This is a genomic window from Leucobacter sp. 1207-22 (assembly GCF_052850455.1).
The window spans coordinates 160868-187078 of record NZ_VXCR01000003.1 but is presented as its reverse complement, the minus strand read 5'-3'; the positions used below and the strand labels follow the sequence as shown (position 1 = coordinate 187078).

The window sequence follows — 26211 nt, the reverse complement described above, 5'->3', positions numbered from 1 at the left end:
CTCTATATCGGTTAGGCAGAAACGACGATTGCGGATCCGTCAGAGCGCGGATCACTCGCTGCCGAGTAGCCGGTAGCAGTGCCTGCGCTGCGATCGACGCGGATCACGTTCGAGTGGCCCAAGTCTTCGTCATAGGGTCGCACCACATTGAGTGCGAAACCTGCGGCTTCGATTGCTGCACGCGCAACCAGCGGGACGTCTTCTTCAATGGTGACGCGCACGGGCGAATCACCGACAACCTCATCGACCATCCAACGCGGCGCGTGGGTGGCGGTGCTGGGATCCGCGCCCTCGATCATGCGCTGCAACAGCTGCGCATGGATCTGCGGCTGTGCTGCCCCGCCCATCGTCGCGGGAACGTACGCGATTTCCTCGCCGTCGAGCACGAGCACCGGCATGAGCGTGTGGCGTGGGCGCTTACCCGGCTCGAACGCGTTGGGAGACGCAGGATCGAGCGAGAACGACGTCCCGCGATTCTGGAAGATGATGCCGGTATCTGGCTCGAGGATGTACGAACCGAAGTCCCAGAACACCGAGTTAATGAACGAGACAGCCCAGCCATCGGAGCTGACCGCAGAGAAGCCGACCGTGTCACCACTCGCCTTCGCCTCACCGCGCAGCGGCCCAGCTGGCGCCTTGGCCGCGACGAGCTCGGCGCCGGTTGCGCCGCCGAAAGTCGGATCAGAAAGCGAAGCCGTGCGCACGAGATTGCTCTCGTAGAACGCGCGTGACAGCTCGCCAGCACCGGCACCAAGGGGATCAGCAATGCCTGCGGTGATCTCGTTCAGCGCGCGAAGGAGCATGAACCCCGAGGTGTTCGGCGGTCCAGTGAGCACACGCAGACCGTTGAACTCAGTCTCGATGGGCTCACCCCAGAACGGGCGGTACGCCGCGGCATCCTCGCGGGTGATCTTCGAGCCAAGCTTCGCGAGGCCGGTGGTCCAACGCTGCGCAAGCTCACCCTCGTAGAACTCGGCTGCACCGTTTGCAGCGAGCTGCTTGAGCGACTCAGCAAGCGCGGGTTGCGTGAGCGTCTCACCCTCGGCAAGGGGTTCGCCGTTCGGGTAGAAGATCGCGCGTGCGCCGGGATCCTTGTCGAGTGTGCCCTTCGCATCGATGAGCGCGCGGGCAACTGAGCGCGAGTTGGGGAACCCCTGTTCAGCGTGGCGGATCGCAGGCGCGAGGTGATCCGCCCACTCCCGCGTTGCGCCGAGCTCGTGCAGTGCTTCCCACCCGCGGATGCCACCGGGAACGGTGATCGTGTCGACACCGCGCAGCGGGAGCGCGTCACCGTGCTGGGCGCGGAGCGCCTCAAGCGACTGCCCGCTGGGAGCCGTGCCCGTCGCATTCAAGAACCGGACCTGCCCGTCGGGGCTACGCACGATGGCGACCAGATCGCCACCGAGTGCAACGTTGTTGGGGTACACGACGCACAGCGTTGCTGCTGCAGCGATTGCCGCGTCGATCGCATTGCCGCCAGCCTCGAGTACCGCTGCGCCAGCCTCAGTTGCGAGGTGGTGCGACGTTGAGATGGCTCCCTTAGGCATCGTCATGGTCCGTGTGTTCCTATCTGTTTATTCTTCGCGCCCTGCGAGGGCGATCTGATGCGCAATGTCGAGGACATGGTCACGTGCAGCCTGCTCTGCAGCCTCACCATTGCCCGCCTCAATCGCTTCAAAGATGAGTCGATGCGCGCGGCTTGACGCGTTGCGTCGCTCACTCGTCTGATACCGCTTTGCACGGCTCGGCGCGATCTGCTGCGCAAGCTGCTCGTTAATGAGCGCGAGCAAGGGATTGTGCGTGTACTGCGCAATCGTCTGGTGGAAGGCCCGGTCGAGCTCTGCATAGCGCTCGTTCGAGGTTTCCTTTTCCATCGCTTCAACGAGCTCACGAAGCTGCGCGACGTCTCGAGACTTTGCGCGGCCAGCAGTGAGACGCGCGATGGGCGGCTCCAGTATGGCGCGCAATTCCATGATGTCGCGGATCTCGGCCTCCGCCGCGTTCACCGCGGTGCCGATGCTTTCAGCCATGGGCGACTGCTCACCTGGACTCAGCACAATGGTGCCGCGACCGGGCTTTCGGTCAATCAAGCCACGGTTTTCGAGCTCGCGAAGCGCTTCGCGAATCGAGACGCGCGAGACGCCAAGATGCTCGGCGAGCTCGCGTTCTGGTGGCAGGCGATCCCCCGGGGCAAGCTTGCCGTCGAGGATCAATCGTTCGATATCTACCGAAAGGCGATCTGGGAGTGAGAGCGTCGTTGCTCGCGAAATATTTGTCCAGTCCATCGCCCCTCCTTCTGTTCGTGTGTGAGATTTGCCGCGGAAATGCTGCACCGTAACTCTGTCAGATATGCCATTGACTTACGCAAGAGTGACCGGGTATCTTCACAAGCCAATTGATCAGTTGGTCTGACCAAGTACCAATGATCCTAGATCCCGCAACTCACGATTTGCAAACCACACGATAGGAAAGGTGGCAAAACTCCAGATCAATTTCATATTTAAAACTTGAACGTAGCGACGCATCCGCACAACCACCAGACCCAAATTGACGCCACCGGCCCAACAGGGTACATTTCTGTAATTGTTAAGCAGTTGGTCTGACCAACTAATCATCTTTATTTCGGGCGTGAGTGTTTGGCACCCCGATCAGATAGCGAATCGCACGCAGCCGATCCGCCCAGTTCATCTCGGAGTATCAATGACGAACCCCCAGTCCGGTGGCGCCAAGGCGGCGTCGCACACGAAGGCACCAGACACCGCCACCGTAGGCGTCACTCGTGCCCTCGACGTCGTATCGCGCGACGCCAAGCCAAGCGGCCTGATGACGCTCTCGGGCGTCGAAATGTGGGAGCGCTTCAGCTTCTACGGCCTGCAGGTACTGCTCGCGTACTACCTCTACTACTCACTGAGCGACGGCGGCCTCGGCCTCCCCCAGCCCATCGCGCTCGGCATCGCTGGCTCGTACGGCGGGCTCGTCTACATTTCGCAGATCATCGGCGCCTGGGTCGCCGACCGCGTGCTCGCGCCGAAGTACGTCGTCCTCGTCGGCGGAACCGCGATCCTCGCAGGTCACATCATGCTTGCAGTGGTGCCCGGCCTCATCGGTCTCATCATTGGCCTCGTCCTCATCGTGATCGGGACCGGAGGCCTGAAGGTCAACACGACCATGATGGTCGGCGCGCTCTACCCTGACGGCGGCGCACGCCGCGACGCAGGCTACGCGATCTACTACATGGGCATCACCGTTGGCGCGTTCGCTGGCCCGCTGATCACCGGCGCGCTCCACCAGTCATGGGGCTTCCACATGGCGTTCGGCGCTGCAGCCGTTGGCATGGCATTCGGACTCGGCCAGTACATCTTCGGCATGCGCCGCCTCCCGGCGAGCACCGCCGTCGTGCCCAACCCGCTCCCCGCGGCACAGCGCGCAAAGTGGATCATCATCACCCTGATTGGCCTCGGACTCGTCGCAATTGCGGTCATGACCGGCCTGATCCGCCCCGACAACATCAGCAGCGTGGTCGCGCTGATCGTACTCGTGGCAGCAATCGGCCTCTTCACCATGCTCCTCACGAACAAGCAGGTCACCCGCAGCGAGCGCGGAGCAATCGTCACCTACGTGCCAGTGTTCCTGATGAGCCTCGTCTTCTGGACCCTGCTCTTCCAGCTCTTCACCGCATTCGCCGTGTTTGCTGACACGAAGATCAATCTCACCATTGGCTCGTACACGATGCCCCCGAGCCTCATCGTGACGCTCGAGAGCCTTGCTGTTGCAGCGGTCACTGCGCTCCTCGCTGTCATGTGGACTCGCGCCCGTTCAACCCGCATGGAACCCATCACCAAGCTCGTCGTCGGCATCGTTGCCATGGCGGCTGGTGCGGCAGCAATCGTGCCGTTCAGCTTCGGTGCAGGGCAGTCGATGCCGCTCGCAATCGCGCTCCTCGTCATGATCTTCTTCGCCTTCGGCGAGGCGCTCTTCGCCCCTTCGGCGCTCTCCTTCACCGCAGAGCTGGCGCCTAAGGCGGCGAGCTCGCAGATGACCGCACTCTACTTCCTCACCATGGCTGGCGGATCGACCCTTTCGGGGTGGATCTCACAGTCCTACCGGGAGGGCGCAGAGGCGCAGTACTTCGGCACCGTCGCGATCGTTTCACTCATCGCTGTTGCAGCGCTCGCGGTTGTCTACCGCATCATCAGCCGTTCGGTCGCAGCCCGCTAAACACGGCACAACGTAGAGGAGGGGAGCAGCTCACTGAGCTGCTCCCCTCCTCTACGTGTACGCGGTTGATACACCGGGCATCAACCGCCCCACGAAAACCTACTGCGGGTCGAGACCGAGGTCGTCGAGGCCGATCGCGTAGCGATACTCGTAGCCAGCCTCTTCGATGCGCGCCTTTGCAGGTGCCTGGCGATCCACCACGACAGCAACGCCAGCAACGATTGCGCCGACCTTCTCGAGCGCTTCGATTGCCTTGAGGGGGGATCCGCCGGTCGTCGAAGTGTCCTCAACGACGATCACGCGCTTGCCATCAAGATCAGGACCCTCAACCTGGCGGCCACGTCCGTGGTCCTTAGGCTCCTTGCGTACGACGAAGGAGTCGTACACCTTGCCGCGTGCGACGCCCTGGTGCATGATCGCCGAAGCAATCGGGTCAGCGCCCATGGTCAGGCCACCGACTGCCACAACGCCATCAACATCGTCGATGAGGTCAAGCATGACCTGGCCAATGAGCGGAGCCGCACGGTGATCAAGGCTCAGCTTGCGGAGGTCGATGTAGTACGTCGCCTTCTTGCCGCTGGTGAGCGTGAAGTCGCCGTGGAATACGGCCTCGGTCGTAATAAGTTCAATGAGCTGCTCGCGTGCGGTGGTCATACTCATAATTCTACGTTGCCTTTCGGCGAAGCATCTCGCCACACACAAAGACCGATGGCCAGGTCACTGAAGACCTGGCCATCGGTTCTGCGCACGACGCCGGGAACAGGGCGCGGATCGCGACTACTTCGCGGGCGTTTACGCCTTGGAAGCGGTGTCTGCGTCTGCGGTTTCTTCGGCGTTCGGTGTCGCGTCTGCGTTCACGGCTGCCTCGGCGTTCGCATCGACGTCGTCATTGTCGAACGCAAGCCCACGACGCGGAGCGTTGTACAGATCGAGATCGATAATGCCCTCGCGCTTCGCGACCACGGCAGGAACCAGTGCCTGACCAGCAACGTTGAGCGCGGTGCGACCCATGTCGATAATCGGATCAACAGCGAGCAGCAGGCCGACACCCTCAAGCGGCAGACCAAGCGTCGACAGGGTCAGCGTGAGCATGACGGTCGCGCCAGTGGTGCCAGCGGTCGCTGCCGAACCGACGACCGAGACAAGCACGATGAGCAGGTACTGCACAATGGTGAGCTCAATTCCGAAGAACTGCGCGATGAAGATTGCCGCAACAGCAGGGTAGATTGCCGCGCAACCGTCCATCTTTGTCGTCGCGCCGAGGGGGACTGCGAACGACGCGTAGCCGCGGGGAACACCAAGGTTTCGCTCGGTCACACGCTGGGTCAGCGGCAGGGTGCCAATCGATGAGCGGCTCACGAAGCCAAGCTGAACTGCGGGCCAGACACCCGAAAGGTACTGCTTGATCGAAAGACCATTTGCCTTGATGATCGCGGGGTACACCACAAACATCACGAGCAGTAGGCCGAGGTACAGCACCGCCACGAACGAGGTGAGCGAACCCATCTTGTCCCAGCCGTACACTGCAACTGCGTTACCAATCAGGCCGAGGGTGCCGATGGGTGCGATGCGAATGATCCACCACAGGACCTTCTGAATAATTGCGAGTGCCGACTCAGTGAACCGAATGAACGGTTCAGCCTGCGCGCCAAGCTTGAGGGCAGCAATACCGACAACGACCGAGATCACAATGATCTGCAGCACGTTGAACGATGGGCTTGCAGCAACCGCGCCTGCATCAGCATCGAACGATGCGTTGACTGACAAGCCAAGGAAGTTCGAGGGCACGAGACCGATGAGGAAGTTCCACCAGGTGCCAACCGCGTAGGGGTCGCCGGTCTCAAGCGTCTGCGATGCTGAAGCGCCAGGCTTCAACACGACGCCAAGCACGATACCGATCGTCACCGAAATGAGTGCAGTGATTGCAAACCAGAGCAGGGTCTGACCTGCAAGTCGCGCAGCGTTCGTGACCTTACGCAGGCCCACGATGCTCGACACGATCGCGGTGAAGATGAGCGGCACAACCGCCGCCTTCAGCAGCGACACATAGCTGCTGCCGATGACTGACAGAGTCGCCTGGAGACCGTTGGGGTTGCCCTCAACATCCGGCCCGAGCGACCGAGCGAGGCCGCCAAGCACGAGACCCACGACGAGTGCCGCGAGAATCTGCCATCCAAAGGAAGTAACCCACTTCGGGAGCTTCCGCTTCTTCACTGCTGCATCTGCAGACATGTTTTCCTCTCAATCCCGCCGCTGGCCAGTAGCTGCCTGGCTCAGGTTCAGGCTCAGGCAGCGTTTCCACTGATTCTGGGCTTAGGCCTGGGCGCGAGGCCGGGCCTCGGCGCCTTGGGGCCAGGGCGGGCGTGCCCTACATTGTGTGTTCCCGACGCGGCTCCCCCGGAGCCGATCGCGCTGCCCGTGCCGTCCCTGCGTATTAACGCAGAAGTCGGGCCAACAAGGAGAAACACTAGCACCTATTCACTTCGCTTATTTCTCACATTACAAAAAGTTGCAACAGTGACGCCTAGCGCCTCGCTGCGCAGCCCTCTCCGCACCTTCACCTTGAAATCGGCCGTCGTCCAGACGTTTTCGGCGCAATTCGTCCTAACGACGGCCGATTTCCAGAAGAAGGCTTGCGATCTCGCAAACAGAATGGCGGACTAGCAGGCAAGCGCCTGGATCGCGTCGCACAGCACGCACGCATACCCGCCCCAACACGGACCCACGCGCCCACATCAAGCGCCAAGCACGAAACGCAAAACCGGCCCCCGACCCACGAAACCACTCAGTTTCACGGGTCGAAGGCCGGCGCTCCAAGCAACGGGGCTAGGCGCGCGCATCCTCCTGGTAAGGAATTGTCGGCATCGTCTCAGTCGCGGCGCCATCAATGTTGAGGGCAAGCGGGCCTCCACGCTGCTTTCGACGCAGAACATAGACGGCGACACCCACGGCAAGCCACGCTCCACCAAGCACGTAGGTGAAGGGCGCGAGCGAGGTCCATAGCCAGACGATCGACGCGAAGCCGAGGAGCGGCATGACGAGGTGACGCAGGGCGCCCCAGCCTCGGCGCAGCTTGAGGTCAAGGTACAGCACCTTCACCGTCGCGAGGTTTACCAAGGCAAACGCAACGAGCGCACCAAAGTTGATCATATAGACGGCCTGGTCGAGCGTAATAAAGAGTGCGACGAGTGACACGGCAGAGACCACGAGCGCTGAGACATACGGGGTGCGGAAGCGCGGGTGCAACTTTGCAAACACCGAGGGCAGGATCTTGTCGCGGCCCATCGCGAAGAGCACGCGACTTACGCTCATCTGCGCGGCGGCGCCACAGGTGATGAGGCCAGCAAGGTTAATGATGACGAACGCTGCCATGAACCAGTCTCCGCCAGCCTGCTGCATGAGTTCGGTGCCAGCAGCATCGAGGTTCTCGATCTTGGTCCAGTCGGGCATGATGAGGCTGCCAGCGATTGCAAATGCCAGGTACCCGAGACCAGCAACGAGTGTCGCGAGCACAATGCCACGGGGAACCGTGCGGCGGGGGTTCTTTGTTTCTTCTGACAGCGTTGCCACACCATCAAAGCCAAGGAACACAAACGACAACAGCGCAGCTGCTGACAGGATCGGCACGATGCCAGCATCGCCAATCGACAGCGGAGTAACAACCGCCTCGATGCTCACCTCTGGCGCGTTCATGATTGCCAGCACCAGGAACCCCAGAACGAGCAGAATCGACGCGGTGATCACCACTGAGTTCAGGCGGCGGATCCACGAGACGCCGACCACACTCAGCACTGCGACGACAACGATACAGATCAGGGTTCCAAGCCAGGCAGGAACTCCGCCGAACATGCTATTGAAGTAGAGACCAAACAACAGGAAGTTCACCATCGGCAGGAAGAGGTAGTCAAGCATCATGACCCAGCCGGTGAGAAAGCCCGTCACCGAACCAAAGCCACGGGTGACGTAGGCATACGCGCCACCAGTGATCGGCACGTGCGCGGCCATACGACCGTAGCTGTGCGCAGTGAAGAGCATGATGATGATTGCCGCGATATAGGAGGCAGGCAGATGGCCATCACTGATGGCAGAGGCGGGCCCGTAGACCGAGACCACCGAGAGCACACCCATGGAGGTCAGGCCATAGAGCACCAGTGCCGGAAGCCCCAACTCTCGCTTCATAGTTCGTGGACGCTGTGCTTCTTCGCTGCGTGAGGTTACGGGGGTGGTCATACTCAGACTCCTTTGTGCGCTGTGACTGCCCGGGCCCAGTTTCGCACCAAGCCCCGTCAGATTGTATGCCAAATGCCCCCATCTGACGCAAATCGAGACACGTTTATCGGAAAGTTTCACCAATTTGGAATACCAAGTGGATCCAGATCGTGCTTTCGGGCATGATTAATTGTTGGCTCTTCGAACACTCGCGAGCCCCTCAGAACGGACTGGTGCACCTTGGCGATTGACCGCATGCTCGATAGCGATACAGCCGAGCCGGGCACCCCATCCTCACCGAGCCGCGGCGAGATCGTCTACGAGTGGGTTCGTGAGCGGATCATTGACGGCAGATTCCCTACCGGCAGCCGCATCCGAGAGCGTGATCTTGCAGAAGAGATTCAGGTCTCGCGCATTCCGATCCGCGAGGCATTCCCACGGCTTGAAGCCGAAGGCTATATCCGAACCATCCCGCGCCGCGGGGCAGTTGTTGCCCCAATGGGTCTCCCCGAGGTGAACGAGGTGTTCGACGTCCGAGCCTCACTCGAGGTGCTCGCAGCGCGTCTCGCAGCACAGCGGTGCGCTGACGGCGCAGACAGCACAGTAGTAACCGAGGCACTCGCGCAGGCAGAGCGGGCAGTTGCGAGTGGAGTCGTCAAAGACATTGCGTTTGCAACAGCGCAGCTCCACGGCTCCATCGTGGAACTCGCCGGCAGCGCCCTGCTTTCGGACCTTATGGTCCCTGTGCAGGGCCGCGTGGCCCGATTGTTTAATCTCACACACGATCGCGACGCGCTCGATCTCCATCGTGAACACTACGACCTGTGTGACGCAATCTTGAAGGGACAGGTCACGCGCGCCTGCGCCCTCGCGCTTGCGCACGTCGAGCACAGCCGCGCTGACACTGTCCCATTGTTTGAGCGGGCGGATCCGCGGTTTGAAGAGGCGGATCCGCGCCCCTAACTACCGCGCGGGAAGAGCGGCGGGAACAACTCCCCCAGGTGCGACTTCCCCTGTAGTGCATCGCGCCCAGCATAAGCAGCACGGAGCTTCTCGAAGATCCGCTGCCCCTCGCTGCGTAGCGCTGTGAGGTCGACGCCTGGCAGGTTCCCATCACGCATCACCACGCGACCGTTCACCATGCTGAAATTCGCATCTCGCCCGGTGCCGGACAACGTAAGAGTTCGCAGCGGGTCGTCGATGGCACCCATCCGGAAGTCGGCGAGCGAAAAGGCCACGAGGTCGGCAGTGCGCCCGGCGCCGATGCGCCCCAGATCGGGTCGCTGCAGGGCACGCGCGCCACCGAGGGTTGCCGCCTCGACGTATTCCGCGAGCATGCCCATACCGAGGTCATTGTGCTGCACTTTTGAGAGCTGCACGCCAGTATCGATAGCTCGAATGAGGTCTGGCGGGAACGAGTCTGTCCCAAGCGCAACGGTGACACCAGCTTCAAGATACTGCGAGATTTTTTCGAGCAGGAACGCGTACCGCGCGTTCGTCACCGGGCAGTGGACGATGCTCACTCCAGCCTCAGCAAGCGTTGCGAGATCACCGCGGTCCTCACCGTGCACGTCGGGATGCACGTCGATATACACTCCGTGCGCGAGGATGAGTCGATCGTTCAGCAGTCCCACGCGCTGCAACAGGCCGAGTGGCGTTGCACCGCGTTCTTCGCGCAGAATGTCGATTTCTGATGCAAGTCCCTGCGTCGCATGCACACGCACGAGCGTGCCTCGTTCTGCCGAGAGCTTCGCTGTTGCTTGCAGCACCTCGTCGGTGACTGTCTCCACCCGGCACGGCACGAGCACACCTGTGATGAGCGGATCGGCAAGCGCTTCGACGGTATCCAAGAAGCGGGCGGCGTCAGCGAATCCAGCGCGACCCTTCTCCTCATCCCAAAAGATGCTCGGTGTGCCATCCGCGCGCGTGACGTGCACGCCAGAGCGGTACGAGGGGCCCAAGAACACACGGATCCCGAGTTCACTCGCAGTGCGGGCGGTGTCGAGCATGTCATCGTGTGTCTCGGCCCAAGCACCGTGCACCTCGGTGGAGATCGGCATCGCCGACGTAATGCCATGCAGCAGCAACTGCACCAGCCCGTACCGACGCAGGGTACTGCGTTCATCGCTGGTCAGCACCGCGTCAGGGTCGCGTGCATACGCTTCTGACCACTCGAGTCGAGCCTCATGTTCTCCAGACCACCAGGAGTCGAGCTGCAGATGGTCAATATCTACCAGGCCTTCGAGGTCAATGAGCCCTGGCATAAGCACGCTCTCGCCGAGATCGATGACTTCTGCGGCACGGGCAGCGAGCGCGTCACCCGCAGCACCTGTGGCCACGTCGACGATCCGATCACCGTCGACGAGCACAACTGCGTCGCGCAGCTCTAGAAACGGTGCAACGGCCGCAGCGCCCGTAGCGCTGACAGTAACAGCGCCAGGTGCCTTCGCTCTGTCGCCACTATTGAAACCAGCACCGGAACCGGCGTTGGTGCCGGTCCAGACGATACCCCCGGGCCCCTGGCCTTCCGCGATCACATACGCGGCGCGGATCGCCTTCACGACGCCAACTGCTCTCGTCGGGTGGGCTTCCAGCCGGGGCCCGGCACCGCTGCGCGCAGTGCACGCGTGTACGGGTGCGTCGGGTTTGCGAGCAGCTCGGCCGTGTCTCCTTGGTCGACGACCTTGCCGTTTTCCATAACAAGCATGCGCTCCGAGATCTGGTTCACCACGGCAAGATCGTGCGAGATGAAGAGGTAGCTCACCTCACGCTGCTGTCGAATGTCGGCAAGGAGGTTCAGGATCTGGGCCTGAATCGACACGTCGAGCGCTGCGACGGCTTCGTCGAGCACGATCACCTTCGGCTCGGCGGCGAGCGCGCGGGCGATCGCGACGCGCTGTCGCTGCCCCCGGAGAGCTCGCGCGGATACCTGTCAAAGAATCGTTCAGGTAGCCCAACGGCATCAAGGATCTCTTGTGCTTGAGCCTGCGCGCTACGCGATTTGTCGCGTGAATGCAGTTTCACATTTGACGCGATGACGTCACCGATCCGCTGACGTCCGTTGAGTGAGGAATACGGATCTTGGAATACGTACTGAATTTCGCGTGCCCGCTCACGACGGGATGCGAGGCTGCGAGGCGCAGCCGTCACATCTTTGCCACCGAGAAGCACTTCGCCGCTCGTCACCGTCTCAAGCCCGACGATCATGCGCGCAACGGTGGTCTTGCCGGATCCTGACTCGCCCACAATCGCGAGGCACTCATTCGGCATGAGCGCGAAGGAGACACCATCGACAGCTGTCACCCCATCACGATTCTTGCTCCCACGGGCTGCGGGAAACACCTTGCGCAGATCGGTGGCCTGCACGAGCGGTGCCGCAGGATCGTTCCCGGCGGCGCCGCTTGAGTGACCGACGCCATCGAAAGCAGCGTCTGCGTGCGACAGTTGAGCGCTCATGAGGCGGTCCTCTCTTTCAGTTCCTTGTGTAGCTCAGCGTTGTATTCGAGCACCGGAAGTCGGTCACGCCGTTCATCGATACTTGGACGCGCGCCCAGCAGCTCAATCGTGTACGGGTGCGTCGGCGCCGAGTACACGTGTGCTCCCTGTTCGACGATCTCACCCGCGTACATGACTGCGAGCCTGTCGCAGCACGCGTTCGCGAGTTCAAGATCGTGTGTGATGAAGAGCAGCGACAAGTCGCGCGCACGACGTTGTTCGTCGAGGATTGCCATGACGTCAGACTGTGCGGTTACGTCAAGCGCGGTCGTCGGTTCATCGGCGAGGATCAACCGCGGCTCCGCAAGCAACACACTCGCGATCATGACGCGCTGCAGTAGACCACCAGAAAGTTCGTGCGGGTACTGTCGCAATCGCTGCTCCGGATGTCGCACACCAACCTCATCAAGCAGCTGCACCGCACGTCGTTCGGCTTCTGCACGCTGGATTCCCCGGTCGCGCACGAGCGCCTCCGTGAGGAAGTCACCAACCGTGTGCACCGGGTTCACGTGGGCGCGCGGATCTTGGAAGATCATTCCCACGTCTGCCGCGCGGTACTGACGAAGCCGTTCGCGGCCCATGTCGAGCACGTTCTCGCCATCAAAAATCACTTCGCCTCGCGTGGTGAAGCCAGGCGCGAGCATGCGCATGATCGCTCGCGTGGTCAGTGACTTGCCTGATCCTGACTCACCAACCAGGCCAAGTGCTTCGCCTCGGTTGAGCGAGAAACTCACGCCGTTGAGCAGGTGTAGCTTGCGATCTCTCGTATTGAGGTTCGCGTGCAGTGAGTGTACTTCGAGCAGGGCATCGCTCATCGCATTCTCCTGTTGTTCGAGGCGAGGCGATCACCGAGCACGGTGATGCTCCACACAATGAGCACAATTGTCAGGCCAGCGCTGATTGCTTCCATGCTCTGGCCGCGCAGGAGCGAATCGAAGCCGCTCTTCACCATGAGACCGAGATCCGCAGTTGGTGGCTGCACGCCGAGCCCCAAGAAGGAGACTGCCGCGAGGTCGATGACTGCAAAACCAAGCGATGACACTGCCTGCGCCACAATGATCGGCTGCACGTTCGGCAGAATCTGCGTGAGGCTGATGCCAACGCCAGATTGCCCCTGCAGCCACGCGGCCTGCACGTACGGCATGCCCCGCTCACGCAGCGCCGCACCGCGTACAACGCGGGCGACATACGGGATGTACCCGATTGAGAGACCCACGACCACGGTCGGCAGGTTCGGGCCGAAGATTGCAACCGCAATGAGCGCGAACACGATGCCAGGCACCGAGAACAACACATCAAGGACCCACGAAATGACGGTGTCAACACGGCCACGATTCCACGCGGCAATGAGCGCAAGCGTCGTGCCAACGACCGTAGCGATGAGGATCACGAATGTCGGGCCAACCAGGGTGATCCGCGCACCGTACATGAGCCGCGAGAGCAAGTCACGGCCAAGCGCATCAGCCCCGAGTAGGTGAGCGCTGCTTGGCCCGGAGAGTGCGGCAAGCAGATCCGGGTAGTCGGGATCATACGGCGCAAGCCACGGCGCAAGCAGGGCAAGCAAGGCGATGATCGTGAGGACCGCGGCCGCGATAACACCCGTGACACCGAGCAAGCGGTATGCGCGCGTGATCGGGCCAGGACCCTCGTTTGCCACGCGCCGAAGCGCGATCTGAGTCGTGCTGAGTGTCGTCACTGCTTACTCCCCAATTGAATGCGCGGATCGATGATCGTGTACAGGAAGTCAACGATCGCGTTGATGATGACAAACGCGACCACCAGCACGAGGATCACCGCCTGCACGACCGCAAAGTCGCGCTGCAGGATCGCGCGGACCAGGAGCGACCCCAGACCGTCGAGCGCGAACACGTTCTCCACGACGACAGCGCCAGCGATGAGCGTCGCAACAGTCAGGCCGAGGACCGTCGTAATGGGGATGAGTGCGTTGCGCAGAATATGGCGACGCACGATGAGCCCCGGGCGGAGACCGCGAGCAACAGCAGTCTGCACGTGCTCGCGACCTTCCTCCTCGAACACCGAAGCACGCGTAATACGCGTCTGGTAGGCGGCACTCGCAACCGCGAGCGCGATGGCGGGCAGGGTGAGGTGGACGAGCGTGTCCACCCCACCTGATCCACTGCCGTTCGTTGGGAACCAACCAAGACCAACCGCAAAGACACTGATGAGTGCGACACCAATAACAAATGCGGGGGTTGCGAGCCCGAGCGTCGCAACCGTCGTGACGATCTGATCCACCCAGCCGCCCTTCAACGCGCCGAGCAGGCCAAGGCCGACACCGATGACCGCGATGATGAGCGTAGCAAGTGCGATGAGCGCCACCGTCGTACCGATGCGGCTGCCCATCAGGTCAAGCACCGGCTGGCGGTAGACAACTGAGTCGCCAAGGTTGCCTTGGAACAGGTCGCCAATCCAGGAGAAATACCGCACGAGGAACGGATCATCGAAGTGGTACTGCTCCGTGAGACGAGCGACCTGTTCTGGCGTACCGCCGCGCGGCCCGAGAACGAAGCTCAGCGGGCTGCCCGGTGCGAGGTACATCATGCCAAACACCGCGAACGATGTGACAAACAGCACCAGCAGCAAGCTGCCTGCCCGCTTCAGCAGGAATAAGGGGAGTGACACGGTTACTCAACACCGCCGATGGTGGCGGCCCAGGGGTAACCGAGGTACGCCGACGATGCCGTCGCACCCGAGATCGCCTTGTTCTGCACGAGGATCACGGGAAGATCACCCATCGGCAACCAGGGCAGATCCGTCGTGATCTTCTCCTGCGCTGCGATGGTGTACTCCGCGCGCTTGACCGGATCGAGTTCTGCACGTGCGGCCTTCAGCTCTGCTGCCGCGCCGTCGTACTGGATGAAGTTGTTCGTACTCTCTGGCGTGAACGTGGTGTACACATCAAGCGGATCACTGACGTTGCCGTAGTAGGTCGTGAAGAAGCCATCGAGACCCTCACGCGCTTTCTCATCGAAGTACAGGTTGCCGAACTGCTCGACCGGGATCACCTTGGTCTCGATCGTGAGACCAATCGCCTGACCCGCAGCCTGAATGAGGTTTGCAGTCTGCTCGTGAACGGCTGAGGACCCCTGCACGCCGAGGACAATCGGTGCGCTCGTGTCGACGCCAGAGTCTGCGAGGATCTTCTTTGCTGCCTCGATATCGGGCTTCACCGCAAAGCTCTGAAATGCTTCCTCATACATCTTCGCTGATTCGCCCTCGCCGAAGTATGCCGGACCAGTCAGCACGGCCGACGGAATCGCGGCACCTTGGAAAACAACGTCGGAGATCGCTTCGCTGTCAATCGCTGCGAGCAGTGCCTCACGCACCTCCGGGTGAGAGAAGGTGCCGGTCTGCTGGATCGCACGCAACGACCAGAAGATGTAGGACTCACCAAACGCGATCGACGCGTCGCTGTCTTGAAGCTGTCCGAGACCAGCTGGCGGCAGGTAGAAGAACTGGCCGTCTACATCACCAGAGCGAAGCGCATTGATAGCAGTCGACTCGTCAGCGATAAAGCTGAATGACAGCTTTTCGACCTTGGGGATGAGGTTCTTATCCCAGTAATCCGCATTCTTCACCAGGGTGATCGCCTTACCTGGCTCCCAGCTCTCAAGCTTGAACGGACCGGTGCACATCATGCCGCCCTGCGGAGTACCGAAGCTCTCCCCCGCAGCCTCAGCCGCCGCCTTCTGCACGATTGCGCCAGCGGCACTCGACATGCCCTGCTCGAATAGTGCGTCAGGCTGCCCCAGACGCACGGTGACTTCTCGATCACCGGTCTTCTCAACCGAAGTGACATTCATGAAGTAGTCACCCCAGTAGGTGCTCGACTCGGGGCCAACCTGACGACCGAGCGAGTAGACGACATCGTCAGCGGTGAGCGGGGTGCCATCCCAGAACTTCACATCGTCACGGATCGTATACACGTAGGTTCGGTCGTCGGGTGCGGTCACCGACTCCGCAAGAGCATTCTCGATTGAGAGATCAGGCGTGATGCGAGTAAGCCCCTCACACGTGTTTGCATCAACCGTGTTCTCCGCGTAGTTGAACGACAGCATCGGATCAAGTGACATCGGCTCGTACGGCAAGTTCCACGTGATTGCATCAACAGGCTGCGTACCAGCGGGCGTTGTGGTGACAAGGTCAGCCGAACTGACATCGAACAGGGGCTTTCCTGCGGCATCGCCGCCACCAGCACCGTTCGAGCAACCGGTCACTGCGACGGCAGTAACCGCAACAGCTCCCAGAAAGGCGAGAGATCGTTTCGACACAAGGACTCCTTTGTTCCAGTGATCAAGCAATACATCTGTATGGGTGGAGCAACCATTGCTCCACCCAGGAGGTCACGTCGCGACGGTGTGACGTGACCTCACGCTCAGTGAGCGGGTGAACTAGAGGTGTGCGGGCACCCCCACCCCGTGACGCACAACGCGCGTTGGCGCTGGGCGGTCAACCACGAGCTGCGCCACAGACGGAACAGCAAACTCGAGGAAGCTTTCAGCAGATCCGCCGCGTGCGATGTCAGAAATTCCGAGCATCTCGCCGCCCGCAACGGTGGCAAGCGCAAACGCGCGTTCGAGCTCGGCATCTGTGATTGCGCCGGTTCGGTACGCAAGCAGGTGCGCACGATCGAGCATGCTGCCGTTCCCGAACGGACTCCACGAATCACGCACGCCATCAGAACCTGCGGCGAGACGAACGCCGTGCTGCTCGAAGCGGTCGATATTCGGCACTGGGTCGGGGCCTAGGGCGCAGGTCGCAATCCAGATGCCAGCGTCAGCGACAGCATCGAGGGTTTCGCCGAGGCTTGGCAGCGACTCGTCACACAGGGCGAAGGCGTGACCAATCGTGACGCGACCCTGGCGGCCGCCTGCGACGGTGCGCCTGGCGATCTCGCGGATCTCCGCGAGACCTTCCTCGCCACCATCATGCAAGTGGATATCAAGGTCGCGACCGGCCCGGTCAGCAAGGCCAAAGATCGCGTCAAGGTGCCCGTGCAGGTCTCCCTCGACTCCAATCGGGTCGATGCCACCGACAAGATCCGCGCCCGCACTCAGCGAGGCTTCCATCACCTCGAGCGCGCCCGGGTCAGTGAGAAGACCGAACTGTGGGAACGCGACGATCTGCACGTCCAAGAACGACGAAAGCCGCTCAGCCGCCGCTCGAACGCCCTCGACGTTACGCACCCCCAGCGCTGTTGACACGTCAACGTGCGCGCGCATGGCAAACGTTCCCTGCGATACCGCGTTCGAGAGAAGCGCGAATGCGCGTTCTTCAACGCTCTGCTCAAACGCAAACTGGGTTGCGCGATCATTCTCAATCAGGTCAGCGAGGGTCGCTGCCGGCCGGCGCGACATCCAAGGACCACCCCATGACGTCTTGTCTGGGTGGATGTGCGCGTCGACGCAGCCCGAAGTACGGAGCATATCTGCTGGGGGATTCACCGTCATTGGGGACCCTTTCGTGTGAATTGAGTGGGTTTTGTCGCAATCGAGATAGCGGAAAGCCACTTGTCAGACATATGATAACCATATAACTTAACCGATCTGCAAGGATGAATCCGTGAGACCAATACAACGACGCTCTCTCGTCGACACTGTTGTCACTGAGATCGAGCAAGAAATCCGCGACGGCCGCTGGGTAATCGGCGACCGCCTCCCCTCTGAAGCCGAGCTCACCGCAACGCTCGGAGTCAGCCGCCCCTCAGTGCGCGAAGCGATCCGCTCGCTTGTACAGACCGGCCTGCTCGAAACCAGACAGGGCGACGGCACCTATGTCATCGCAACCGACCCGACCGCGGTCGCGCTGCGTCGCGCGTTAGACTCCGCAGACAGCCGGGAAGTGATCCGCGTCCGTCGTGCGCTCGACGCGCTTGCCGCGCGTGAAGCAGCCATTGCGCGTACGCAGGAAGAGATCGATGAGCTCACGACCCTGCTCGAGTCTCGGCGCGCCGCCATCAAGGCAGGCGACCCCGACGCGTTTGCCGAGGCTGACGTCGCATTCCATCTCGGTATTGCTGAAGCGTCGGGCAACCGACTTCTCGCGGGAATCTACGCGAGCTTCGACGGCTCGCTTCGCGAATCAGTGACGGATGCCTCCTGTCTCACCGAGGGTGCAGACCCAGACAAAGCAGACATGCACATTGCTCTCCTGCAAGCAATCATCAACGCCGACCCCGAAGCGGCACAGGCCGCGGCAATGGGAGTCCTTGAACAGCAGGAGCAACTCCTCGATGAACGCCCCTAGCCGCCTGAGCCGTCGACAAGGAGTCGCGGCCGGCGTCGTGGTCATCGCTCTCGGACTCAGCGTCCGGTTCCCGATTACGTCAGTTTCCCCACTGCTCGCCGACATCGGCGCGCACTACAACCTCTCGCACACGGGGCTCGCTGCGCTGAGCGCGATCCCCGTGTTGCTGTTCGGTCTCGCTTCACCCCTCGCTCCATGGCTCGTCTCGCGACTCGGCCTCGAACGCACGCTTGTCGTGCTTCTCGCTGCGCTCACGGCAGCAACCGCATTCCGGCCGCTCAGCACGCCGACCCTCTTTCTCGGAACGGTCATCATCGGCGCAGCGATAGCGCTCGTCGGTATCGTCACTCCACAGGTGATTCGCCAGTCATTCCCGAAGCGTGGCGGCTTCTGGACTGGCGTTTACACGACCTCATTCGGTATCAGCGCCGCATCCGGCGCTGCACTCGCCGTACCGGTGTACAACATGCTCGGCGAGAACATCGCCTACGCGCTCGCCAGCTGGACCGTGCCGCTCCTCATTGCGTTCGCACTCGTGTTGAGCCTCGCTCCGCGTGGCGGCGCTGGCGCTGGCGCTGGCGTGGCACCGACGCATGCCTCCGCACTTGCACGCACGGAACCGGGCGCGGATCAGCCTCGCGCCTCCATCTTCCGCGCCAAAGGCCTGTGGCCAGTAACTGGCTTCTTCGCGTGTCAGGCACTCATTTACTTCTCGTTGACGGCATGGCTCCCGACGATTGCCGCGGCGCGTGGCATCGATCCAACTCAGGCTGGTCTGTTGCTCGCGTGGCTGAGCGTCGCAGGGCTTCCCGCGTCACTGCTCGCACCAACAATCGCATCAAAGGCCTCGTTCCGCACTGCCCTCGTCGTGATCATTGCTTCACTGTCGGCAACAGGTCTCATCGGTCTCGCCCTCGCCCCCATCGCACTCGCGCCACTCATGATCGCCGTCCTCGGCATCGCGCAAAGCGCCGCCTTCGGACTGTCAATTGCACTCATCGTGTTCACGGCCCCCAGTGCCGCGGCGACGGCATCGTTCTCCGCAGTGAGCCAGGGCATCGGCTACCTCATCGCCGCCGTTGGCCCGCTCGGTCTCGGCCTGCTCGCTGACACCGGCATCACCTGGACTGCGATCCTGCTCATGCTCGTCGCTGCATCAATCGGCAAGCTCGTCTTTGGCGTACTGAGCACGCGCGCCTCACGCCAGGTCGCCCAGGGGTAACCCCCGCCCCCCGCTCCGCGAACCTGCCGCGATTCAGCGCAGACAGGCGAAAGGGGCTGCGGGAGGGCTGCATCATACGGGCAGAGGTTCAGGCGGTTGAATGTTCGCCCCTCATCTGGAAATCTGCCGTCGTCCAGACGCTTTTGGCGCAATTCGTCTTAACAACGGCCGATTTCCAGACGAAGGCAAAGCCCAACTCGAAATTCAACCCCAGCCCCAGACCCAGGCCACCCCAACCAAGCTCCGGGCGTGGGGCAACTCTGCAAGGGCAAGGTTGGGCACAAGCCCAACCGCGGCAGCACCGTCAAGAAGCCCGCCGCCCGCCAAGGCCCCACTCGCTGCCGCCACCACTGCCGACCGCTGCCGACCGCTGCCGCGGGCGATCATTGCTCGCCCTTGCCATGAGCTGTTGCCGCACTCAGAACCGGCCCAACCAAGTCCAGTCAAAATTTGCCGCAGACATGCGATCGGCCTTCAATATGCGAAATACGAGTGATTTCACCATATTGAAGGCCGATGACATATGGGCGGAAAGCTTAGGAGCAAGCCAGCTCAGCAAGCCTAGATCCCTGAGCCCCTACTTCACGCTTTCCAAGAAGTTGCGAGTGCGCTGACGCTGCGGGTTCCCGAGCACTTCCTCAGGCGGGCCCGCTTCAACGACGACGCCGCCATCCATGAAGACCACCTGATCCGCCACGTTGCGCGCGAACCCAATCTCGTGCGTGACCACGATCATCGTCATGCCGTCGCGTGCGAGTTCTCGCATGACATCGAGCACATCACCGACCAACTCGGGGTCGAGTGCAGATGTTGGCTCGTCAAAGAGCATCAGTTTGGGTTCCATAGCGAGCGCACGGGCGATCGCCACTCGCTGCTGCTGGCCACCTGACAGCTGTGCCGGGAAGTGCTGAGCGAAGTCAGCGAGTCCAACACGGTCGAGCAGTTCGAGCGCGCGGGCCTTTGCCTGGGCGCGGCTCTTACCGCCGACGCCAACGGGTGCTTCCATGATGTTTTCCAGCGCCGTCATGTGCGGAAACAGGTTGAACTTCTGGAACACCATGCCAATATGGCGACGCTGCTGCGCGATCTGGCGCGGGGTCATTTCATGGTTTCGCTCGCCCGAACGGCGGTATCCGATGAGGTCATCATCGACGATGATTCGGCCACCGTCGATGGTCTCGAGGTGGTTGACGCAGCGCAGCAGCGTCGACTTGCCAGAGCCTGACGGTCCAAGCAGTACGGTCACGGTGCCAGCTGGCACTGCGAGCGAGACGTCACGCAGTACCTGGTGCGCACCGTAGCTCTTACGCACGCGACGAATCTGCACGAGTGGATCCGCTGCCTGCGCACGCGCGCCCGTGGTGCGGGCGGCTGTGGTGCGCGGATCCGCCTCGAGGGTCTCCTTGCTGGTCATAGTCCGACCACCTCCGTTACCTGGGTTGGGGGTGCGGGCTCTGGGCCCGGCTTGCGTGAATTGAATGCTGCCTTGATCCGCTGAATTGGGGTGGGTGGCAGGTTGCGGGTCGATCCGCGCCCGAAGTGACGCTCAAGGTAGTACTGCGGGATCGAGAGCAAGCTGGTCATGAAGAGGTACCAAATACTTACGACGATCAGCAGTTCGACCTGCTTGAGGTTCGACGACGAGATGATCGATGCCTGCGTGTAGAGCTCAAGTACCGCGATGACTGACAATAGCGAGGTGCTCTTGAGCATCGAGATGAGCTCGTTGCCCATGGGCGGGATGATCACGCGCATCGCCTGTGGCAGCAGCACCCGACGGAACGTGTACAGCGGCGACATTCCCAGCGAGTATGCCGACTCGCGCTGTCCCTCATCGACCGACATCATGCCGGCTCGAACGATCTCAGAGGAGTACGCTGCCTGGTTCAGGGTGAGCGCAAGCAGACCGGCAATGAGTGGCGTGACGAGAGTGTTGGTGTCAATCGACCAGAACACGATGTCTGTGAGCGGAACGCCCAGGCGGATCTGATCGAACAAGAGTCCGAGGTAGCCCCACAGCACAATCTGCACGAGCACCGGGGTGCCACGGAACGCCCACACGTAGAACCACGCCACCGAGGTGAGGACGGGGTTCGATGAGAGGCGCATCGCTGCAATGACGATCGAGAGCAGGGTCGAGACGAGCATCGAGACGACAGTGATGAAGATCGTGAGTCCGACGCCTTCGAGAATGCGCGGATCAAACAGGAACTCACCCACCGCTGCAAAGTCGAGGTTGGGGTTTGTCGCCACAACGTACACGAACCAAGCAACGAGTGCGATTACGACGATGGCGCTGATCCAGCGCCAGGGGCGGCGGAGTGGGACGGCGTCGACGTCGTCCTCGGTGGAGAGCGGGGCCATCGATTCGACGGAACGCTCAGTGAGTGTTGCGCTCATTAGGCGTCCTTACCCTGGTTGATCTCTGCTGATTCGACGGCGTATGCACCGATGTTGTTACGGTCGAGGACCTCCTGGTAGGTGCCCTCTTCGATGAGCGCCTGCAGCGCCTGCTTGACGGCTTCAGCCAGCTCGGTTTCGTTCTTCAGCATGCCGATTCCGCTGTAGACGGGGTTGAAGCCAGCAGGGTTCTCGGGATCACGCACGATTTCGAAGGCCTTGCCGTCGTCTGTTGTTGCGACAACGTACTCGGCGACAACTGCGTCGGCGGTGTAGGCCTGGCTCTTGCCGGCTCGCAGCGCAGTCTGTGCGTCGAGGTCGCTCGGCAGTTCCATGACGTTGATGCCGCAGTCCATTGCGCGCAACAGGTCACCCTGGATGGTTGCCTTCTGCACCGAGACGGTCTTACCGCAGAGATCCTTGACTCCGGTGATGCCCTCGGGGTTGCCAGCCTTTACCGCGACAGCGAACCCGCCGTAGCTGTAGTCAACGAACGAGAGCACCTTCTGACGCTCGGTCGTATCGTTCATGCCGCTCATGATGAGGTCGTTCTTGCCTGCCTGCAGCGACGGGATCACCGAATCGAACGCCTGCTTGTTCAGGCTCACGTCGACACCGAGCTTCTGTCCGAGCAGACGTCCCAGCTCAGGGTCGAAGCCAATAGCGCGGTTGTTCTCGTCGTACATTGCCATCGGTGGGAATGGAATGTCGACCGCAATGTTGATCACTCCCTTGTCGACGATGCGCTCGGGAAGCAGCGCGGTGAGATCCTTATCGACGGTCGTCGAGATCTCATCGCCAACCGGCAGGTCGCTGCCGCCCTTCGCTGCGCCAGAGTCGGCGGATCCGCCACCCGAGCAACCTGTCAGCGCGAGCGCGATCGCAGCCGATGCCGCAAGCAGGGTGAGGGTTTTCTTCTGGGTCTTCATTGGGTGTTCCTTACGTCGTTGTAGGGGGAAGATTCTTGGTCTGGGTCTTGGTCTTGGTCTTGGTCTTGGTCTGGTGGGGTCAAGCGAGCTTCGGAAGGGTCGCTCGATTTGCCCTCGGCTGGTAATCGGCCGTCGTTATGCCAAAAAGGTTGCAAAACATGATGACGAAGGCCGATTACCAGGCGAAGGGAAGCACGTGCGCTGGGTGCTGGGTGCTGGGCGCTGGGCGCTCGTGAGCTAGAGGCTGGGAGGCAGCGCCGACTAGTCGATTGCCGGAGCGTGCAACGCGAGCAAGTCAGCGTAGGTCTCGCGCCGTGCAACGAGGCGGGCCTCGCCGTCACGCACGAACACGATTGCCGGGCGGAGCGCGCCGTTGTAGTTATTTGCCAACGTGTACGAGTACGCACCCGTCGTCGCCATCGCGACGAGGTCGCCAACCTGCGGCGCTGGCATGGGGAGGCCGTCAATGAGGAGGTCGCCAGACTCGCACTGACGCCCGACGAGCTGCACGGTGTCGGTCCAGGGCTCAGACATGCGATTCGCGAGCACGCCCTCGTAACGCTGCAGTGTGAGTGCAACGTCGAGCTGATCCGCCATACCGCCGTCGATCGCAACGAACACATCGCCCGTACGCTTGACCGTCACCACGCGGTAGAGCGTGACGCCAGCACGAGCAACGACGGAACGGCCTGGCTCGATCATGATCCGCGCCCCTGCAGGAAGATGCTCGCGTGCCGCAGCAACAATCGCGTCAAGGTACGCGCCGACCTCGGGGGCGGTTTCGTCGTAGGTGTACTTGACGCCGAGTCCGCCGCCGACGTCGTACGTCTCAAACTCACCGACGGTCGAGATCTTCTCGACGGCCTGCGCAAACTGGCGGGTGTTGAGAATCTGCGAGCCAATGTGCAGGTGAACGCCCTCGAAGTTCATGAGCGGGTGTGCCTGCATGCGGGCGATGGCAACCTTTGCCTGTTCCATAGGAAGACCGAACTTCGAGCGGTCACCACCCGTCGCCTGCGAAGCGTGAGTCTCGGCCTCGACACCGGGAATGACGCGCAGCAATAGTGACTGCGGGCGCTCGAGCAAACGCTCAAGGCGGTCGAGCTCGTCGTTGTTGTCGACGATGATGGTGCCGATGCCAGCATCAAGCGCCATCTTGAGCTCGGCGTCGGTCTTGGCATTGCCGTGGAAGTGCAAGAGCTGCGGATCGACTCCCGCGGCGAGCGCGAGCTGAAGCTCACCGCCACCGGCGATGTCGATTGCGAGACCTTCCTCTGCAGCGAGCTTGTACATTGCCACGATGGGCAGCGACTTCGAGGCGAACAGCACCTGCGAGTTAGGCCAGCGCTCTGCGAGTCCTTCTGAGAAGCGACGGGCCTGGCGGCGAAGGCCTTCCTCATCAATGATGTGGAGCGGTGTGCCAAATTCTTCGGCGAGTGCGGTGACCGAGACGCCACCGATTTCGAGGACGCCGTCTGCCGAGCACGAGGATTCTTCGGGGAAGATGCTCCAGAGCTCTTCCACTCGTGTGCCATCGAATGCTGGCTGGTTGCGTTCGGTCATCGGTGCTCCTTCGCGCCTGGTGTGGTTGTGCGCCCCTCAGCCTACGCAGCCTTTTTCGTGCCCGTGTTGGAGAAATCGGTTAGATTTATTTCATGAACACAGTGGTTTCTCCAACCGAGTCAGCACTCAGCACCCCAGAGGTGCTTGGCACAGAGGGTCCAGACACCCCATCACTCCTGCTCAGCGAACTGATTGAGCACCTCGGCAGGCACACGGTCACTCCGCTCGGGCGCGTAGATCCCACTGGTCGCGTGCTCGGCACCGAGTTCTATGACGCGCTCGATGAACTCACCGATGCCCCGAGCAGTCTCTTGATCGTTCCGTCCGGCACACACTTCGATGCCACGCATCTCGCCGAGCTCGCGGCCTCGGTCGCCGACCTTGACTACTGCGCCATCGCCATGAAGTGCCTCGATGAGCACGAGCCGATCTTGGCGGCGATTGCCGAGACCGCAGGAATCCCGATCTTGCGGGTCGCTCCGCGCGTGAGCTGGGGACTGTTCGAAGCGCTCGTCGGTCGACTGCTTGGCGAGCAGCGTCGAAGCGAAGACGCGCACTTTGATCGCGGTGCCGAACCGCTCTTCGCGCTCGCCAATTCGCTCGCGGGCCTCTTCGGCGGATCCGTCGCCATCGAAGACCTCGGACGCCGCATCATCGCGTACTCCTCCGTGCCTGGCCAGGCCATTGACTCGCTCCGCACGCGCGGCATCCTTGCGCGACGCGTTCCGGCCTCTCCATTCAATGAGGATCAGTATCGAACGGTGATCCGCTCTGAGGAGCCGATCAAGTATCCGCAGCTCGATGATGAGCTCCCCCGCGTGGCCTACGCGATCCGTGCCGGAGCCCTGCCGCTCGGCACCATCTGGGCGATCTACGACTCGGAGGTGGATCACCTCACCCCAGAGCAAATCGAGCGAGTGAAGAGCGCCGGTGCGATTGCCGCAGCACACATGCTCGACGACATTCGCGTGCGTGAGGCCGGCCAGATCCCGCGCGAAGAACGGTTTCGCACGCTCCTTTCTGGCGCAGACGTGACCGGCACCGAGTTCACCGAGCTCGGCATCCCCGATGAGCGCGGCGCCCAACTGCTCGCCTTCTCCCTCGGCGAGAACGATCACCCGGCGACCCTCGCTCAGCTGCGCTCGTCGCTGCAGCGCCAGCTGTCACTGCTGCATCCTGAATCGGTCGCGGTCGCCCGCCGCGGACGCGTCTACGCAATCATCGCCGACGCCCCGCACGAGCAGGTGCGTCGGCTCGTGGATCCGCTGGTTCCGATGTTCGACCGGCTCATCGGGCCGGGCATCACGATCGCGCTTCCTGGGCGCGCGCAGCGCCCCAATGAGATTGCGCGCCTGCGTGAGCAGGCGGACGTGCTCTTCGAAACTGCGGCGCGACTTGGCGCGGGCGGGGGTGGCGGCGCGGGTGCGGGTGGCGGTCGTGCTGGTGACGGTCGTGCTGATAGCGGCGGCGGGGCGCTCTCACGGGGCGCGGATCGCATCCTCACCGTCTCACAGCTACGCCCACAGCTGGTGCTCGATCGGGTGGCCGGACTGTTGCGGGAGGATTCAGCAACGCTCATCGATCCGCGCCTGTCAACGCTCGCCGCGGAGCATCCGCAGCTCACCGAGGCCGTCCTCCACTGGTGCCAAGCCTTTGGCAACATCACCCGCGCCGCCCGTGAGCTCGGGGTGCACGAGAACACCGTGCGCCACCGGCTGCGTCGTGCCGAGGAAATCGCTGAGCTGCCACTCGCAGACCCCGACATGTTGCTCGTGACCTGGCTGCAGTTGCGGGCGCTGCCCTAGGCGCTGGGGTTGGTCGCCGTGACTGCTCCCCACCAGCTGGCTCAGCGGCTGGTGAGGCGCGTGCCCGGGCAGTTGTCCCAGCCATTGCCCCGCGTCTGGAAAT

Annotated in this window: 21 protein-coding genes and 1 pseudogene; 5 read left to right on the top strand and 17 right to left on the bottom strand. The window is 62.1% G+C overall.

Going from position 1 to position 26211, the window contains the following annotated elements:
• Positions 1-11: 11 nt before the first annotated feature.
• Entirely contained in the window at positions 12-1553 is a 1542-nt protein-coding gene (locus FW756_RS06595; RefSeq protein ID WP_446429366.1) for a gamma-glutamyltransferase family protein, read from the bottom strand.
• A gap of 21 nt (positions 1554-1574) precedes the next feature.
• Complete coding sequence (locus FW756_RS06590) at positions 1575-2285, bottom strand: FadR/GntR family transcriptional regulator (RefSeq protein WP_446429365.1); 711 nt, start codon at positions 2283-2285, stop codon at positions 1575-1577.
• A 415-nt stretch (positions 2286-2700) separates the two neighbouring features.
• Here FW756_RS06590 and FW756_RS06585 point away from each other — a divergent pair, with 415 nt between their 5' ends.
• The gene (locus tag FW756_RS06585; RefSeq protein WP_446429364.1) at positions 2701-4218 is read left to right on the top strand and encodes a peptide MFS transporter; all 1518 of its coding nucleotides are present in this window, start codon (positions 2701-2703) and stop codon (positions 4216-4218) included.
• 99 nt (positions 4219-4317) lie between these two features.
• Here FW756_RS06585 and pyrE read toward each other — a convergent pair whose 3' ends face one another.
• The 3 genes from pyrE to FW756_RS06570 form a co-directional block, all read right to left on the bottom strand.
• On the bottom strand, positions 4318-4872 hold the full coding sequence (gene pyrE / locus FW756_RS06580) for an orotate phosphoribosyltransferase (protein ID WP_446429363.1): 555 nt from the start codon (positions 4870-4872) through the stop codon (positions 4318-4320).
• 138 nt (positions 4873-5010) lie between these two features.
• A complete protein-coding gene (locus FW756_RS06575; RefSeq protein ID WP_446429362.1) occupies positions 5011-6450 on the bottom strand; it encodes a dicarboxylate/amino acid:cation symporter in 1440 nt (479 codons plus the stop codon).
• A gap of 594 nt (positions 6451-7044) precedes the next feature.
• Positions 7045-8448 carry an APC family permease gene (locus tag FW756_RS06570; RefSeq protein ID WP_446429361.1) on the bottom strand — a complete coding sequence of 468 codons (1404 nt, stop codon included), beginning with the start codon at positions 8446-8448 and terminating at the stop codon, positions 7045-7047.
• A gap of 234 nt (positions 8449-8682) precedes the next feature.
• On the opposite strand from FW756_RS06570, the gene FW756_RS06565 reads away from it, so the two are divergent.
• The gene (locus FW756_RS06565) at positions 8683-9390 is read left to right on the top strand and encodes a GntR family transcriptional regulator (protein WP_446429360.1); all 708 of its coding nucleotides are present in this window, start codon (positions 8683-8685) and stop codon (positions 9388-9390) included.
• Here FW756_RS06565 and FW756_RS06560 read toward each other — a convergent pair.
• From FW756_RS06560 to FW756_RS06525, 8 genes and pseudogenes are all read right to left on the bottom strand, one after another.
• Positions 9387-10988 (bottom strand): chlorohydrolase family protein, encoded by a 1602-nt coding sequence (locus FW756_RS06560; RefSeq protein WP_446429359.1) that lies wholly within the window; start codon positions 10986-10988, stop codon positions 9387-9389. The two genes, FW756_RS06565 and FW756_RS06560, sit on opposite strands and share 4 nt — an antisense overlap.
• On the bottom strand, positions 10985-11278 hold the full coding sequence (locus tag FW756_RS06555; protein ID WP_446429677.1) for a hypothetical protein: 294 nt from the start codon (positions 11276-11278) through the stop codon (positions 10985-10987). Before FW756_RS06555 ends, FW756_RS06560 begins: the two co-directional genes overlap by 4 nt.
• Before the next feature lie 42 nt (positions 11279-11320).
• Positions 11321-11697 (bottom strand): annotated as a pseudogene (locus FW756_RS06550) (ATP-binding cassette domain-containing protein); the annotation flags it as partial.
• Between the two features lie 182 nt (positions 11698-11879).
• Positions 11880-12737 (bottom strand): ABC transporter ATP-binding protein, encoded by an 858-nt coding sequence (locus FW756_RS06545; protein ID WP_446429358.1) that lies wholly within the window; start codon positions 12735-12737, stop codon positions 11880-11882.
• Positions 12734-13618, bottom strand: a complete 885-nt coding sequence (locus tag FW756_RS06540; protein WP_446429357.1) for an ABC transporter permease — start codon at positions 13616-13618, stop codon at positions 12734-12736. The genes FW756_RS06545 and FW756_RS06540 overlap by 4 nt, the downstream gene beginning before the upstream one ends.
• Positions 13615-14565, bottom strand: a complete 951-nt coding sequence (locus tag FW756_RS06535) for an ABC transporter permease (RefSeq protein ID WP_446429356.1) — start codon at positions 14563-14565, stop codon at positions 13615-13617. Before FW756_RS06535 ends, FW756_RS06540 begins: the two co-directional genes overlap by 4 nt.
• 2 nt (positions 14566-14567) lie before the next feature.
• Positions 14568-16214, bottom strand: a complete 1647-nt coding sequence (locus FW756_RS06530; RefSeq protein WP_446429355.1) for an ABC transporter substrate-binding protein — start codon at positions 16212-16214, stop codon at positions 14568-14570.
• Positions 16215-16334: 120 nt separating this feature from the next.
• Positions 16335-17393, bottom strand: coding sequence for a cytosine deaminase (locus tag FW756_RS06525; RefSeq protein ID WP_446429354.1), 1059 nt, complete (start codon positions 17391-17393; stop codon positions 16335-16337).
• Between the two features lie 112 nt (positions 17394-17505).
• Here FW756_RS06525 and FW756_RS06520 point away from each other — a divergent pair, with 112 nt between their 5' ends.
• The gene (locus FW756_RS06520; protein ID WP_446429353.1) at positions 17506-18189 is read left to right on the top strand and encodes a FadR/GntR family transcriptional regulator; all 684 of its coding nucleotides are present in this window, start codon (positions 17506-17508) and stop codon (positions 18187-18189) included.
• Entirely contained in the window at positions 18176-19411 is a 1236-nt protein-coding gene (locus FW756_RS06515; protein ID WP_446429352.1) for an MFS transporter, read from the top strand. Before FW756_RS06520 ends, FW756_RS06515 begins: the two co-directional genes overlap by 14 nt.
• Positions 19412-19988: 577 nt before the next feature.
• Here FW756_RS06515 and FW756_RS06510 read toward each other — a convergent pair.
• From FW756_RS06510 to lysA, 4 genes are all read right to left on the bottom strand, one after another.
• Positions 19989-20825, bottom strand: coding sequence for an amino acid ABC transporter ATP-binding protein (locus FW756_RS06510; protein WP_446429351.1), 837 nt, complete (start codon positions 20823-20825; stop codon positions 19989-19991).
• Complete coding sequence (locus tag FW756_RS06505; protein ID WP_446429350.1) at positions 20822-21811, bottom strand: amino acid ABC transporter permease; 990 nt, start codon at positions 21809-21811, stop codon at positions 20822-20824. The genes FW756_RS06510 and FW756_RS06505 overlap by 4 nt, the downstream gene beginning before the upstream one ends.
• Positions 21811-22740 (bottom strand): ABC transporter substrate-binding protein, encoded by a 930-nt coding sequence (locus FW756_RS06500; protein WP_446429349.1) that lies wholly within the window; start codon positions 22738-22740, stop codon positions 21811-21813. The genes FW756_RS06505 and FW756_RS06500 overlap by 1 nt, the downstream gene beginning before the upstream one ends.
• A 261-nt stretch (positions 22741-23001) precedes the next feature.
• Positions 23002-24303 (bottom strand): diaminopimelate decarboxylase, encoded by a 1302-nt coding sequence (lysA, locus tag FW756_RS06495; protein WP_446429348.1) that lies wholly within the window; start codon positions 24301-24303, stop codon positions 23002-23004.
• A gap of 92 nt (positions 24304-24395) precedes the next feature.
• Between lysA and FW756_RS06490 the strand changes: the two genes are divergently transcribed.
• Entirely contained in the window at positions 24396-26108 is a 1713-nt protein-coding gene (locus FW756_RS06490) for a PucR family transcriptional regulator (protein WP_446429347.1), read from the top strand.
• Positions 26109-26211 lie beyond the last annotated feature (103 nt).